Origin of the sequence: Paraburkholderia edwinii, assembly GCF_019428685.1 — a bacterium.
Lineage (GTDB): Bacteria > Pseudomonadota > Gammaproteobacteria > Burkholderiales > Burkholderiaceae > Paraburkholderia > Paraburkholderia edwinii.
In genome coordinates, this window is sequence record NZ_CP080095.1 from 4,531,563 (window position 1) to 4,546,784 (window position 15,222).

A 15,222-nucleotide genomic window follows, 5' to 3' on the forward strand; every position below is an offset into this window, starting at 1 on the left:
CATCCAATCAGCCAGCAGCAGCCGACGATGCAGCAGCCGGTGCAGCCGGTGCAGCCGGTGCAACACCGTAGTCGACCGGTGCATCGGCCGGCCGCGGCGCTTCGCCGGCCCGTTCGATCCATCCGCCGCCCAGTGCCTGATAGAGATCGATCAGGTTCGTGAGGCGCTGCACGCGCGCATCGGTGAGCAGCAGTTGCACCTGATAAAGATCAGTCTGCGCGGTCAGAACCGACAGATAACTGTCCACGCCATTCCGGTAGCGCAGATCCGACAGATCGAGCCGGCGTTGTTCAGCAAACGTGTCGCGCTCGAGCGCGGCAATCTGCTGATCGAACGTGCCGCGCGCCGCAAGCCCGTCGGCCACTTCGCGGAACGCGGACTGGATCGCCTTCTCGTACTGCGCGATCTGGATGTTCTTCTGCACATGCGCGAGATCGAGGTTCGCGACGTTCGCACCGCCTTCGAAGATCGGCACCGTGATCTGCGGCGCGAAGCCCCACGCGGCCGAACCGGCCTTGAAAAGACCACCGAGCGTCGGGCTCAGCGTGCCGAAGTTGCCGGTCAACGAAATGCGCGGGAAGAATGCGGCGCGCGCGGCGCCGATATTCGCGTTCGCCGCGAGCAGATTCTGCTCCGCTTCCATGATGTCCGGACGGCGCGTCAGCAGATCGGACGGCAAGCCCGCCGGAATGTCCGTTAGCAGATTCTGGTCGTTGAGCGAGCGGCCCGGCGCCAGGTCGGCCGGCAGCGGTTCGCCGACCAGCAGCACGAGCGCGTTCTCGGCCTGGGCACGCGCGCGTGCTTCGGTCTGCAGGTTCGCGCGCGCCTGTTCGACGACGGTTTCAGCCTGACGCAGATCGAGCTCGGAACCGGTGCCGGTTTCGTACTGCAGCTTCGTGATGTTGTACGAATCCTGCGCGGTGCGCAGCGTATTCTGCGTGACCTTCAACGCCTCGTCGAAGCCGAGCATCGACACATACTGGTCCGCCACCGACGACACCAGCGCGATCTCCGCCGCCTTGCGCGCCTGCGCGGTCGCAAGGTATTGCGCGAGCGCCTGGTCCTTCAGGCTCTGGATGCGCCCGAAGAAGTCGATTTCCCACGACGCGTTGAGCCCAACCGAATACTCGTTCGAGATGGTCTTGTTGAGAAACGACAGGTTCTTCGGCGTGCGCGATTTCGACTGCGATGCCGCCGCTTCGATAGCCGGGAACAGCTCCGAGCGCGTAATCTGATACTGCGCGCGCGCCGCCTGAATGTTCAGCACCGACACGCGCAGATCGCGATTGTTCTTCAGCGCGATTTCGATCAGCTGCTTGAGCCGCTCGTCGACGAAGAAGTCGCGCCAGCCGATGTCGGTTGCCGCCGCGCCGTGTGCGGAGCGCTCGGCCGATACGGGCCCCGGCTGCGTCGCGTAGACGCCGCCTTGCGGGAACGTCGTCGACACCGGCTCTGCCGGACGCTCGTACTTCGGCGCCATCGTGCAGCCGGCAGCGAACAGCGCCACCGATGCTGCGATCAAAGAATGTTTGAGCATCTTAGTGTCCTTCCTTGCCCGAGCCGCCGCCATTGTCAGCGCCGCCCGAGGGAGCGCCGCCCGACGGATCATGCGGATGATGCTCGTTGTAATGCGCGAGCGCCTCGTCCGGATCTTCCTTCTCGCCGCTGAAGCTGCCGCGGATCACGACGAAGAACATGGGGATCATGAAGATCGCGAGGAACGTCGCGGTCAACATGCCGCCGATCACGCCGGTGCCGATCGCATGCTGGCTCGCCGAGCCTGCGCCGTTACTGATCGCAAGCGGCATCACGCCGAGAATGAACGCGAGCGACGTCATCAGAATCGGCCGCAAGCGCAGGCGCGCCGCTTCGAGCGCCGCTTCGATCGGACCCATGCCCTGCCCTTGCTGCAGCTCGCGCGCGAACTCGACGATCAGAATCGCGTTCTTCGCCGACAGACCGACCGTGGTGAGCAGGCCGACCTGGAAGAACACGTCGTTCTCGAGCCCGCGCAGCGTCGCGGCGAGCAGCGCGCCGAGCACGCCGAGCGGCACGACCATGATCACCGAGAACGGAATCGACCAGCTCTCATAGAGCGCCGCCAGACACAGGAACACGACGAGGATCGAGATGCCGTACAGAATCGGCGCCTGCGAACCAGACTGGATTTCCTGGAACGACAACCCGGTCCAGTCGTAGCCGATACCCGCGGGCAACTTCTTCGCCAGCGCTTCCATCGCCGCCATCGCCTGACCCGTACTCTTGCCCGGCGCCGCCTGCCCCTGGATTTCGATCGACGAAATACCGTTGTAGCGCTCGAGCTTCGGCGAACCGTAAATCCACTTGCCGGTGGTGAATGCCGAGAACGGCACCATCCCGCCCGACGTGTTGCGCACGTACCAGTCGTTGAGATTGTCCGGCGTCATGCGGAACGGCGCGTCGGCCTGCACGTAAACCTTTTTGATCCGGCTATCGGTATCGAGAAAGTTGTTCACGTACGCCGAGGCCCATGCGATCGAGAACGTCTGATCGATCGTCGCGGGCGTCACGCCAAGCGCCAGCGCCTTTTCCCGGTCGATCGTCACCTTGAACTGCGGCGTATCGTTCAGGCCGTTCGGGCGCACCTGCGCGAGCGTCGGATCTTTCGCGGCCATGCCGAGCAGCTGGTTGCGCGCCTGCATCAGCACTTCGTGACCCAGGCCCGCGCGGTCCTGCAACTCGAAATCGAAGCCCGCCGCCGTGCCGAGTTCCGGAATCGAAGGCGGGTTCACCGGGAACACGGTGGCCGTCTTATAGGTCGAGAAATGCTGGAAGAGACGGCCGACCAGCGCCTGCACCTTCTGATCCGAATGCTGACGCTGCGCATAGTCCTTCATCCGCACGAACACGAGGCCTGAGTTCTGGCCGCGGCCCGCAAAGCTGAAGCCGTTCACCGTGAAGGTCGACTCGACAATGGCCTTTTCGTCGTTGAGCAGGTAGTCGGAGACGTCTTTCAGCGCGCGCGCTGTCGTCTCCTGCGTCGAGCCGACCGGCGTCTGCACGAGCACGAACATCGTGCCCTGGTCTTCATCGGGCAGGAACGACTTCGGCAGGCGCGCGAACAGCATGCCCACCGCGACGATCACCACGAGATAGATGATGAGCCAGCGGCTCGAGCGCTTGATCACATGGTGCACGCCCTGGTGATACCGGTCGCGGCTCTTGTCGAAGTTCCGGTTGAACCAGCCGAAGAAACCCTTCTTCTCTTCGTGATGACCCTGCGGAATCGGCTTCAGGATCGTCGCGCACAGCGCCGGCGTCAGAATCAGGGCGACGAGCACGGACAACACCATCGCCGCGACGATGGTCAGCGAGAACTGCCGGTAAATCGCCCCGACCGACCCGCCCGAGAACGCGACCGGCACGAACACCGCGGACAGCACGAGCGCCACGCCGATCAGCGCGCCGGTAATCTGGTCCATCGCCTTGCGCGTTGCGTCGCGCGGCGAGAGCCCTTCTTCGCTCATCACGCGCTCGACGTTCTCGACCACCACGATCGCGTCGTCCACCAGCAGACCGATGGCGAGCACGAGACCGAACATCGACAGCACGTTGATCGAGAAACCGACTACGCTCATGATCGCGAACGTGCCGAGCAGCACGACCGGCACCGCGATGGTCGGAATCAGCGTCGCGCGCAGGTTCTGCAGGAACAGATACATCACGAGGAACACGAGCACGATGCCCTCGAGCAGCGTCTTCACCACTTCCTCGATCGACAGCCGCACGAACGGCGTGGTGTCGTACGGATACTTGACGACGAGACCGTGCGGGAAGTACGGCGCGAGCTGGTCGATCTTCTGGCGCACGAGCTTCGCGGTCTGCAGTGCGTTCGCGCCCGTTGCGAGCTGGATGCCGAAGCCGGCCGTGGGCGCACCGTTGTACTTCGTGTCGAAGTTATAGTTTTCGCCGCCGAGATCGATGCGCGCAACGTCCTTCAGGCGCACCTGCGAACCGTCCTGGTTCACCTTCAGCAGAATGTCGCCGAACTGCTCCGGCGTGCTCAACAGCGACGCCTCGGTGATCGTGGCCTGCAGCACCTGGCCGGGTATCGACGGCGTGCCGCCGAGCGAGCCGCCCGCTACCTGCACGTTCTGCGCGAGGATCGCGTTCTGCACGTCGACGGGCGTCAGGCTGTAGTTCGTCAGCTTGTTCGCGTCGAGCCAGATCCGCATCGCGTACTGCGTACCGAACAGCGTAACCGTGCCGACACCGTCGATCCGGCTCAACGGATCCTGGATGTGCGACGCGACGTAGTTCGCGAGGTCGTACTTGCTCATGCTGCCGTCTTGCGACACGAACGCGAGCACGAGCAGGAAGCTGCTGCTCGACTTCGTCACCTTCGTGCCGAGCTGCTGCACGACCTGCGGCAGAAGCGGCGTAGCCAGCTGCAGCTTGTTCTGCACCTGCACCTGCGCGATGTCGGGGTTCGTGCCGGCCGCGAAGGTCAGCGTGATCGTCGCGGTGCCGGAGTCATCGGAGGTGGACGACAGATACAGCAGGTGGTCGAGGCCGCTCATCTGCTGCTCGATCACCTGCGTGACTGTGTTTTCAACGGTCTTCGCCGATGCGCCCGGATACGTCGCGCTGATCTGGATGGACGGCGGCGCGATGGTCGGGTACTGCGCGATGGGCAGCGTGAAAATCGACGCAAGCCCCGCCAGCATCAGCACGATGGCGATCACCCACGCAAAGATCGGGCGATCGATAAAAAACTTTGCCATGTAACAGGCTCCCTGTTGTTACGTGCCCGGGTTACGCGCCCGGGTTTCGTGCCCAGTTACGCGCCCGACGCGGCGGAGGCGCCCGATGCGGCTTGTGCGGCCGCGCCGGAAGCGGGGGTGGCGGGAAGCTGCGCGGCAACGGTCCTGACCTTGTTGCCCGGATGCACCTTGTCGACGCCCTGCACGATCACGCGGTCGCCCGGCTGCAAGCCGTCTTCGACGACCCAGTTCGAGCCGTAAAGGCCCGAGGTGACGAGCGTGCGCAGTTCGACCTTGTCGTCCTTGCCGACGACGAGCGCGGTGGCCTGCCCCTTCTGGTCGTGTGTGACGCCGACTTGCGGCACGAGCAGCGCAGCGTCGTTGACGCCTTCCTGGATGCGCGCGCGCACGAACATACCCGGCAGCAGCACGCGATCCTTGTTGTCGAAGATCGCGCGGATGGTGACCGAGCCGGTGGTCTGGTCGACCGTGACGTCGGTGAACTGCAGCTTGCCGGTTTCGCCGTACGGCCGGCCGTCTTCGAGCAGCAGCGTGACCTTGGCCGCGTTCGGACCGGTGGTTTTCAGACGGCCGGACTGGATGTCGCGGCGCAGCTTCAGCCCCTGCAGGCTCGACTGCGTGAGGTCGACGTACATCGGGTCGAGCTGCTGGACGGTCGACATCAGCGTGGCCTGGCTTGCCTGCACGTAGGCGCCCGGCGTGACCTGCGAGATGCCGACGCGACCCGTGACCGGCGACACGACGTCCGTATAGCCGAGGTTGATCTGCGCGGTATCGACCGACGCCTTGCCCGCGGCGACGTCCGCCGCCGCCTGGCCTTCCGAGGCGACCGCGTTGTCGTAGTCCTGCTTGCTGACCGCGTTCGCGGCGACCAGCACCTTGTAGCGGTTGGCCTGCGCCGTGGTCGTGGCGAGATTCGCCTGCGCTTTCGCGAGCGCGGCTTTCGCATTGTTCAGCGCCGCGATGTACGGCGCCGGATCGATCTTGTACAGCCGTTGACCGGCCTTGACTTCGCTGCCTTCGACGAACTCGCGCCGCAGCACGATGCCGTCGACCCGCGCGCGCACCTGCGCGACGAGGTACGCGCTCGTGCGGCCCGGCAGTTCGGTGATCACGGGCACCGGCGTCGGCTGGACGGTGACGATGCCGACTTCGGGGTCTTGCGGCGGAGGAGCTGATTGTTTTGGTCCGCAGGCCGCCAGCAGCACGGCAAGCGCCGCGGCAGGAAGCAGGCTGAACGAAGCCCAGCGGATAGTTACCCGTTTGACGCGCATGGAGCGACCTCTGTCAGAGACTGAGAAGAAAAAAATGCGCGCCGCTGCCACGCTGCCAGGTGTGGTTTCCGGGTGAAGACGGCAGGATCACGGCGCAGGATCGAGCGGGATCACGAGGATCGGGCAGGACCAGACGGCGGGATCGCGACGGCGCGCACGGGCGTCTTGCGACGCCCGCGACCGGAAGCCCATGGATGCGATTGCTGCGGGAGCACCACTCTTCGAATTGCGCCGAACCGGGAAATGCCGCCCCGCGCGGCCCCGTCAGAAAGGCGGCGCAAAGGTAATTGAAAGAATCAATGACGGAACTTAACCGGTCGGGTGAGCTGGGTCATCCGATCGTTTAGGGTGCTATTATAGATACGTTCACGAATGCATGTAAAAGTTTGTTCGTAATGCACTGACGCGTGTCCACGCAAAAGCAATTTCCGTGAGAACGACTACACGAGATGATCTTTATCATCGACGTTTAAAAACCTCAGGGAAATCCAGCAATACAGGCAGGTCTGAAGAATGGTCCGACGAACCAAGGAAGAAGCACTGGAAACACGAAGCCGCATTCTCGATGCGGCCGAACAGGTGTTCTTCGAGAAGGGGGTTTCTCGCACTTCCCTGTCAGATATCGCACAGGCCGCGGGCGTCACGCGCGGCGCGATCTACTGGCATTTCGAAAACAAAGGCGATCTCTTCACCGAGATGTTCGATCGTGTACTGATGCCGCTCGACGAACTGAAGGCGGCGTCGCTCGATCCGCAGGAGCCGGATCCGCTCGGCAAGCTCATCGACATCCTGACCACCGTGTTGCGCAACACCGCGGTCGATCCACGGCAACGCCGCGTGTTCGACATCCTGTTTCTGAAGTGCGAGTTCGTCGAAGAGATGGGGCCGGTCATGGCGCGCCATCAGAACGATATGCGCGAAGGGATGGCGAACATCGAGGGTGGGTTGCGCAATGCGGTGTCGAAGGGTCAGTTGCCGGCGGACCTCAATACGACGCGCGCCGCGTCGATCCTGCATTCGTTCGTGAGCGGCGCACTGCGCGACATGCTGTTCCTGCCGTGCTCGGTCGACTTCGGCAAGCACGCGCGGGAGATGGTCGAGGCCGTGATCGACATGCTGCGATACAGCCCGACGCTGAGAGTCGGCCCCGGTGAAAAGCCGACGGAGCCGCCGGTATGAACCGCGGCGCGAGAGCGCCTAGCTACCGCTGAACCAGCGCGCCACGTAGAGAAGCAACGCGACGAAGAAAATCATCGCGGCCCATGCCCAGTGCGGCACGGCATGCGGCGTGTGATCGTGATGCGCGCGCGCGGCGAAGGTCGAATGCATTGCGCGGCCGGTCAGCGCGCTGCCATGGTCGTGCCGCGCCCGGCGCGCGACGCCGGCAAGACTGATCGGCCGCAGAAACACATGCTGGCGCCGCGGCTGCGTGCCGCGCGACTGGTTCGGCCCCTGCCCGTGCTTGGCCTGTACGACCGCGCAGAATTCCGTGAAGAAATCGTCGGCGAGTTCGTGCAACGCGTTTTCGATCTGGCGCGCCGGCAATTCGGCAAGCGGCCCCGTCGACGTCGCCCAGACCGAGTAGTCAATGCGCGTGCTCGGCTCCTTGTCGGATGCGCCGTCGTCCGAGCGCAGCGCGACGTCGATCTGGCCACGCAGCGAACCCACCCCGCCCGCGCGCGCCTTGAAGTTCAGCGTGCGGTGCGGCTTGTCGGCTGCCGTGCCGTTGTCGCTCGCAACGTGAGCGCGCACTTCGTAGTGCGCACGTAATGGCCCAAGCGGCACGGTCAGCGTCAGCGCGTATTCGCCGCCCGCGAGACGCGTGAACGACTCGCAGTTGTCGAGACTCGCGCGCAGCAACGCGAGATCCTGCATCGCGTCCCAGACTTCAGACTGTGCAAGCGGAATTCTTAGCGCGTTCGTTAGTTCCATGGCCGCCTCCCGATAAGCTCGTCACCGCGGGATCAGGATGTCTGATCGATGCGGTCGACGCGCGACGCGTAAAACGCCAGATAGCCTTTGATATCTTCGGCTCCGTTGATCGGGGCCTCGTAACTCCATGCGGCGTTTTCCACGATTCCGTCCTCAGTGCGCAAATGAAAATACGATGCGTCACCTTTGTGCGGACATCGGGACGTGTGATTCGAACGTTCGAGGCGCGCCATGTTGACGTCGGCGCGCGGGAAGTAGAAGGTGTCCGGCGCGCCGGATTCGGCGACCGTCAGTGCAGCCTGGGTATCGGCGAAGGTGACGCCTTGATGGATCACCCGAACCCGGTGCGGATTGCGCGAGATGTTGACCAGCGGCCCGCACGACGCGGCACCATGCGGAGCCGGCTCGCCGGCCGCGCCATTGCGCGCGCCGCCGCGCTGCTGCGTGGCGTCGCGGCCCTGGCCGCCGTTGGTCGGAACACCGCTCATGTCACCCGCTCCGGATTGAATCTGATCTCGCTTGCCGCTGCGGCTGCTCTCACTGCTGCGGCGTAATAAGGCAACGCCCAGTGCAGTTGCAGCAAGTCGCGGACCTTTCACGCAACACACGTCTGCAAAGCAAAAAGCCACGGACCGCAGGCCCGTGGCTCAATTATCGATCAAACCGTCGCCGGTTGCGCGCGTTCCCGCACACTAGCAACAATTCGCTTCAGTTCGCTTGCATCGGTGCTTGCATCCTGTTTTCAACCGTCGACTGGCGCCTGACAGCCACGCAGGCGCCGCGCGCTTTGCTTACTGGCTTCGCCAGTAGAAAGCCGCCTTGGCGGTGCCCTTCGCCGGCACGGTGACGGTCTTCGTCTGCGCGTCGTCTTTATACGACGCCTGCACTGTGTAACGCCCCGGGCGCAATTTGACGAGCATATATGGGCCGCGCGACGTCGTATCGAGCACGTCGCCGCTATGCGCGTCGGAGATCTTCACGCGGACGTCGGCCAGATAGTCGGAACCCGGGCCGGTAAAGCGCAGCGATAGTGGCCAGCTATGCTCTGCCGAGCGCAGCGCGTGCGATTCGTCGAGGCCGACGCCGCCCGAGGTGAACGACACGTCGCCTTGCTGCTGGATCTGCGGCAGCCCGCCGCCGTTGACGTTGCCGGCGCTCGTGTTGTCCGTCGTGGTGCCGCCAGTGACACCGCTTGCATTCTGCGCAAATGCGCTCGAGACCAACCCTGCAGACAATGCCGTCGCGGCAACCACGGACGCGACTGCGGCCATGCGACGATGAAAATGGCGCGGAGAATGCTTCATTGGTCAGCTCCTTTTTCGGGCTTCCCCGAACAGTGGAAATCTAACCAGAGCAGCAAATGGCATACCCGCTTGCCGCTCCTTTTTACCGATCGGCGGGCCGCCGGACACGCGCTGGACCTGCGTGCCCGACAGCGGCGCACCCCCGCCGATCCGCTCGCCCGATCAGCCGAGATCGACCGGCACGAAGATTTGCGCGTTGTCGCGCTGGATCAGCAGCGCCAGGCTGTTACCGGCTTGCGACACCGCCTGCTTCAGCTGGTCGACGTTCGACACCGGACGGCCGTTCACCGCGAGGATCACGTCGCCGGGCTGGATGCCGGCGCTGGCCGCCGCGCCACCCGCCTGCTGCACGAGCAAGCCATGCGTAATCGACTCACCGCTCTTCTCCTGCGGCGTGAGCGGACGCACTGCGACGCCGAGACGCCCTTGCACCTGCGACGACGACTCATCGTTCGACGCGACCTTCGTATCCGACAGCGAGCCGATCGTCACCTTGATGTCCTTCGACGCCTTGTCGCGCCACACCGTCACGTCCGCGCTCGTGCCGGGCTTCAGGTTCGCGATCTGCGCCGGCAGATCCGACGAGTCGGTAACCGGTGAGCCGTTGACCGCGGTAATCACGTCGCCGGGCTGCAGACCGGCCTTCGCCGCCGGGCCGTCCTTGTCGACCGAGCTGACGAGCGCGCCTTGCGGTTGCTTCATTCCGAACGAATCGGCGAGCGTCTGATTCATGCCCTGCACCGCGACACCGAGTCGACCACGGCTCACATGGCCGGTCTTCACGAGATCGTCCTTGACCTTCATCGCCTCGTTGATCGGGATTGCGAACGAAAGACCCTGGAAGCCGCCCGTCTGCGAGTAGATCATCGAGTTGATGCCGATCACTTCGCCTTGCAGATTGAAAAGCGGGCCGCCCGAGTTACCCGGGTTCACCGGCACATCGGTCTGGATAAACGGCGTGTAGTTCTCGTTCGGCAGCGAGCGCGATTTTGCGCTGATGATGCCCGACGTCACCGTGTTCTCGAAGCCGTACGGCGAACCGATCGCGACGACCCACTGGCCGACCTTGCTTGCGCGCGGGTCGCCGATCTTGACGGTCGGCAGATCCTTCGCATCGATCTTCAGCACCGCGACGTCCGACTGCTTGTCCGCGCCGACGACCTTCGCGTGATATTCGCGCTTGTCGGTCAGCTTCACGGTCACCACGTTCGCGCCATCGACCACGTGCGCGTTGGTCAGGATGTAGCCGTCGCTGCTGATGATGAAACCCGAACCGAGGCTCGAGCTCGGCGTATCGGGCGAGTCGCCGCCGTCGTCGCCGCCGGGGCCTTGCATGCCCGGCACATTGCCGAAGAAGTGCTTGTAGAACTGGTAGAACGGATCGCTCGGATCGATCGGCAGCTGGTTACCACCGCCGCTGCCGCCACCACGCAATGCGGTACGCTTCACGACATGCTTCGCGCTGATATTGACCACCGCGGGCCCGTACGTTTCGACGAGGCCGGAGAAATCGGGAATACCGGTTTTGGCGGCCGCTTCGGCCGGCATCATCGCGGCGGCCTGGGCCGGCTGAATGACCTGAGGCGCCTGCATATTGTGGCGCCCGGCCACATAGCCCGCGGACAGCGCAACCGCGACAGCCACGGCAACCGCACTGCGGGAAAGCATTTTGACGTTCATCGTTCTTACTCCAGACAGGGAGAATGATTTCTCGATGTGTCGCAGAGTAAGCGGTGTCTCTTAAAACAATCTTAAACAGACTGTTTCGGAAAATCGCCGTAAAACAAGGCGCTTTTAAAACGTCACCGTGACGAGCAGCCCGCCCGCTTTCGAGTCGCCGAGTGTGACGACTGCGTGATGCTGAAGCGCGATGCGCCGCACGATCGCAAGACCGAGACCGCTGCCTGCGATGTCGGTGCGCACGCGATTCGCGCCTTCTCCCACGCGATAAAAACGATCGAATACGCGCGTGCGTTCTTCAAGCGGAATGCCCGGTCCGCTATCCCCGATCTTGACGACCGGATGTCCGTCTTTCATGAATACGCAAACATCGACGCGTCCGCCGCTCGGCGTGTATTTCGTTGCGTTGTCGATCAGGTTGTTGAAGAGCACGCGCAGCGCTTCAGGGTCGCCGCGCACATGCGCGGTTTCGTTGCGCTCGATGCCGAGATCGACGCCGCGCTTGCCGGCAAGCGGCGTGTAAGCCATCACGCAATCGTGCAATAGCGCATCGAGATCGACCGGCTTCGCCGCTTCGCGGCCATCCGGTTCCGCGCGCGCGAGTGCGAGCAGCTGTTCGGCAAGGCGCGTCGCGCGCGTGACGCCCGCCTGCAGATCGACGAGCGCTTCGCTGCGCTCGGCATCGTCGTGGGCGCGCGCGACGAGTTGCGCCTGGATCTGCACGGCCGCAAGCGGCGTGCGCAATTCGTGCGCGGCATCGGCGACGAACGCCTTTTGTGTATCGAGCGCGGCGGCAAGCCGTTCGAGCAGCCCGTTCAAAGCGCGCACGAGCGGCCGCACTTCGAGCGGCAGACGCGCATCGGGTAATGGATCGAGCGCTTCGGGGTGACGGGTATCGAGCGCGCCCGTCACGCGGCGCAACGGCGCGAGCCCACGGCCGACCACGGCCCACACGGCAACACCGAGCAGCGGCAGCAGCACGATCAGCGGCCATAGCGTGCGCAGCGCGACGTTGGCCGCGAGCCGGTTGCGCACCGACAGCGGCTGCGCCAGCTGCACCACGTTGTCGCCGACAATCGCGCCGTACACACGCCAGTCGCCGCGCTCGGTGCGCTCGGTCGAGAAGCCGAGTTCGGCGCGCGGCGCGAGCGGCGCGCGCGGATGCGAGTAATACATCAGCACGCCATTGCGATTCCAGATTTGCAGCACGATGCCTTCGTCGCCGGTATCGCGCGAACTCAGAATCTGCGAGAACGGTTCGGCGGGCAGCGCCGCCGCGATCTCCTGCAATTGATAGTCGAACAGTTCGTTCGCTTCGGCGAGTGCCTGACGGTAAATGAGCCAGCCCGCGATGCCGACGCCGAGCAGCACGATTGCAAGCAGCCAGAACAACAATTGACGGCGAATCGAACGCATCGTGTCAGGCTTCCTTCGCGATCATGTAGCCCAGGCCGCGTACGTTGCGAATCAGGTCCGCGCCGAGCTTCTTGCGCAGCGCATGGATATACACCTCGACCGTGTTGCTGCCGATTTCCTCGCCCCAGCCGTACATTTTTTCTTCGAGCTGACTTTTCGACAGCACCGCGCCCGGCCGCGCGAGCAGCGCGGCAAGCAAGGCGAATTCGCGCGCCGACAGCGCGACCGGCGCGCCATCGAGTGTGACCTGATGCGAAGCCGGGTCGAGCGTAAGCGCGCCGTGGCGGATCGTCGAATCGCTGCGGCCCGACTGGCGGCGGATCAGCGCACGCATGCGCGCGCCCAGTTCATCGAGGTCGAACGGCTTCACGAGATAGTCGTCGGCGCCCGCGTCGAGACCTTTCACGCGGTCGGCCACCGCATCGCGCGCGGTGACGATCAGCACCGGCACCGACAGGCCGCGCTTGCGCACCGTGCGCAATACGTCGAGGCCGTCGCGCTTCGGCAACCCGAGGTCGAGCAGCATGAGGTCGTACGGCTCGCCCGTCACGGCGTTGAGCGCGGCTTCGCCGTCCTGCACCCAGTCGACTGCGAAGCCTTCGCCGCGCAGCGCTTTGCGTACGCCTTCGGCAATCATCCGGTCGTCTTCGACAAGCAGTATGCGCATGGCTTTCGTAATCCGCGGTGGAGATGCTGCATTCTAGCGCCCGCTTACGAAAGCTCGCGACGAGCGGCTTTTTTGCGCAGCGACACGGCAACTCTCTACAATGAGCGCTTTTGCGCGGCACGTGCCGGTGCGATGCGCTGCGATTCGATCGGGCCGCGCGTGATCGCGACGCCATCGCGAGCGCGCTTGCAAGCAGGAATACGCAAAAAGCGGCATGCGCACGGACAAGCCGCCCGGACGTAGTTGCATTTGCGCTTCATCCGCGCACATCGCGCTTGCGCTCACGTTGCTGGCCGCACACAATCCTCGGCGTGGGCGTCGCGCGCCGCTGCAAGAACTGAATACGAAAGCTTTTCCTAAGATCGACCGTACATGACGCCCGCTTCACCTTCTGCCCTCTCCGAGCGCTCCCGTAGCTCCCGCCGCCCTGCCCGCGTTTCTTCGTACGCACGATTTTTGTCACGTAGCACAGCCGTTCTGTTCGCGTGCGCGGCACTCGTCTGCGCAGCACCCGCGGAAGCGCGCAAAAAAACCGAGCATCCGTCGGTCAACGTGACGACCGTGCTGCCGCCCGCGGTCATGGCGGGCCTGCAGCGCGCGCATGTGCCGCTTTCGTCGGTCAGCGTGGTCGTCGAAAAAGTCGGCGACCGCACGCCGATGCTCGCGCTAAACGCCGGCAAGCCGATGATGCCCGCCTCCACGATGAAGCTCGTCACGACCTACGCGGGCCTGTCGATGCTCGGCGCCGATTACCGCTGGCGCACGACCGCCTACGCGGACGGCAATATCGATCCGAACGGCGTGCTGCACGGCAATCTGTACATTCAAGGCACCGGCGACCCGAAGCTCGTGCCCGAAGAACTGATCGATCTGGTGCAGAAGATTCACGGCGCAGGCATCACCGGCATCGATGGCGCGCTCGTGCTCGACAAGCGTTTCTTCGATCCGTCGACGCGCGATCTGCCCGCCTTCGACGACGACACCGAGGCGCCGTACAACGTCGGCCCGGACCCGCTGCTTTATGCATTCAAGTCACTGTCGTTCACACTGACGCCGTCGCCGGACGGCAGCGTCGCGATCGACGTGTTGCCGGCGCTCGCGCAACTGCAGATCGACAATCACCTGCACGCAACCGGCGGCCCGTGCCGCGGCACGTTGAACGCGCTCAATCCGGTGGTGACGCCTGAAGCAAGCGGCATCGTCACTGCATCGTTCGACGGCAACTACCCGCTGCGCTGCGGCGACCGCACGATTAACGTCGCAACGCTCGATCATTCGGCGTTTTTTGCAGGCGGCTTCCTCGCGTTGTGGAAGCAGACCGGCGGCACGTTCAACGGCACGACGCGCGAAGGCGCGGTGCCGGTCGGCGCGCGGCTCGTTGCCACGCATCTGAGCCCGACGTTGTCGGATATCGTTCACGACATCAACAAGTTCAGCAATAACACGATGGCGCGCAACCTGTTCCTGACCATTGGCGGCGTCGAGAGCAAGCCGCCCGCGACGCCCGCGAAGTCGATCCGCGCCATTCAATCGTTCATGCAGGGCAGCGGGCTGCCAACCCAGTATCTGACGCTCGAGAACGGCTCGGGCTTATCGCGCAACGAGCAGGTCACGGCCCTCTCGCTTGCCGATGTGCTGCAGTCGGCCAATGCGAGCCCGGTCGCGCAGGTGTTCGTCGATTCGCTGCCGATTGTCGGCGTCGACGGCACGATGCGGCATCGGTTGACGCGTGAGCCTGTCAACGGCAATGCGCATATCAAGACCGGCACGCTGCGCGATGTGCGCGCGATTGCCGGTTACGTGGCCTCCGCCGATGGTTTCAGCTATGTCGTCGTGAGCCTGATCAACGATCCGCGTGCGGAGGCCGCGCGCGCCGCGCACGACAGCCTGCTCGAATGGGTCTATCAGGGACCGCAGGCTGCATTGACCGAATCGCTCGCCGAACCCGTTTCCGCGCCGGTCACCGAACCGCGTCGCAACAAGCTAAGGAAAAACCCGAAGCGCGGCGCGCATTGAGGAATCCTTCTAGCAATGCGTACGCGCGCGCCGCCGCGAAGCGTGTACGCTGTCGGGCAGCGCTTATCGCGGCGCCAGTCGTCACGCTTGTTGCCCCCTTGTCGTCACGCATTGCCGCGATCAAGCGCATATGAAAATCAAACTACAACGATCGCGCCAGCGGCGGCATG

At 64.2% G+C, this 15,222-nt stretch carries 11 protein-coding genes; 2 read left to right on the top strand and 9 right to left on the bottom strand.

Annotated elements, in window-relative coordinates; genetic code table 11:
• Nucleotides 1-7 precede the first annotated feature (7 nt).
• Genes KZJ38_RS20125 through KZJ38_RS20135 form a run of 3 tightly spaced genes read right to left on the bottom strand, consistent with a single transcriptional unit; the run spans nucleotide 8 to nucleotide 6,037 of the window.
• The gene (locus KZJ38_RS20125) at nucleotides 8-1,537 is read right to left on the bottom strand and encodes an efflux transporter outer membrane subunit (protein WP_219797906.1); all 1,530 of its coding nucleotides are present in this window, start codon (nucleotides 1,535-1,537) and stop codon (nucleotides 8-10) included.
• Nucleotide 1,538: 1 nt separating this feature from the next.
• The gene (locus tag KZJ38_RS20130) at nucleotides 1,539-4,763 is read right to left on the bottom strand and encodes an efflux RND transporter permease subunit (protein WP_219797907.1); all 3,225 of its coding nucleotides are present in this window, start codon (nucleotides 4,761-4,763) and stop codon (nucleotides 1,539-1,541) included.
• A gap of 56 nt (nucleotides 4,764-4,819) precedes the next feature.
• The gene (locus KZJ38_RS20135; RefSeq protein WP_219797908.1) at nucleotides 4,820-6,037 is read right to left on the bottom strand and encodes an efflux RND transporter periplasmic adaptor subunit; all 1,218 of its coding nucleotides are present in this window, start codon (nucleotides 6,035-6,037) and stop codon (nucleotides 4,820-4,822) included.
• 513 nt (nucleotides 6,038-6,550) lie between these two features.
• Here KZJ38_RS20135 and KZJ38_RS20140 point away from each other — a divergent pair.
• Nucleotides 6,551-7,216, top strand: coding sequence for a TetR family transcriptional regulator (locus tag KZJ38_RS20140; protein ID WP_219797909.1), 666 nt, complete (start codon nucleotides 6,551-6,553; stop codon nucleotides 7,214-7,216).
• Nucleotides 7,217-7,234: 18 nt separating this feature from the next.
• Here the strand turns inward: KZJ38_RS20140 and KZJ38_RS20145 are convergent, their stop codons facing one another.
• The 6 genes from KZJ38_RS20145 to KZJ38_RS20170 form a co-directional block, all read right to left on the bottom strand.
• Nucleotides 7,235-7,969, bottom strand: coding sequence for an SRPBCC family protein (locus KZJ38_RS20145; protein ID WP_219797910.1), 735 nt, complete (start codon nucleotides 7,967-7,969; stop codon nucleotides 7,235-7,237).
• A gap of 32 nt (nucleotides 7,970-8,001) precedes the next feature.
• Entirely contained in the window at nucleotides 8,002-8,457 is a 456-nt protein-coding gene (locus KZJ38_RS20150) for a DUF427 domain-containing protein (RefSeq protein ID WP_219797911.1), read from the bottom strand.
• 303 nt (nucleotides 8,458-8,760) lie between these two features.
• A complete protein-coding gene (locus KZJ38_RS20155; protein ID WP_425518265.1) occupies nucleotides 8,761-9,273 on the bottom strand; it encodes a peptidase associated/transthyretin-like domain-containing protein in 513 nt (170 codons plus the stop codon).
• A 162-nt stretch (nucleotides 9,274-9,435) separates the two neighbouring features.
• The gene (locus KZJ38_RS20160) at nucleotides 9,436-10,953 is read right to left on the bottom strand and encodes a DegQ family serine endoprotease (protein ID WP_219797912.1); all 1,518 of its coding nucleotides are present in this window, start codon (nucleotides 10,951-10,953) and stop codon (nucleotides 9,436-9,438) included.
• 114 nt (nucleotides 10,954-11,067) lie between these two features.
• Nucleotides 11,068-12,369, bottom strand: a complete 1,302-nt coding sequence (locus KZJ38_RS20165) for an ATP-binding protein (protein WP_219797913.1) — start codon at nucleotides 12,367-12,369, stop codon at nucleotides 11,068-11,070.
• A 4-nt stretch (nucleotides 12,370-12,373) separates the two neighbouring features.
• A complete protein-coding gene (locus KZJ38_RS20170; RefSeq protein ID WP_219797914.1) occupies nucleotides 12,374-13,036 on the bottom strand; it encodes a response regulator in 663 nt (220 codons plus the stop codon).
• A gap of 372 nt (nucleotides 13,037-13,408) precedes the next feature.
• On the opposite strand from KZJ38_RS20170, the gene dacB reads away from it, so the two are divergent.
• Nucleotides 13,409-15,052: a D-alanyl-D-alanine carboxypeptidase/D-alanyl-D-alanine endopeptidase gene (gene dacB, locus KZJ38_RS20175; protein WP_219797915.1), complete on the top strand. Its 1,644-nt coding sequence runs from the start codon at nucleotides 13,409-13,411 to the stop codon at nucleotides 15,050-15,052.
• Nucleotides 15,053-15,222: the final 170 nt, after the last annotated feature.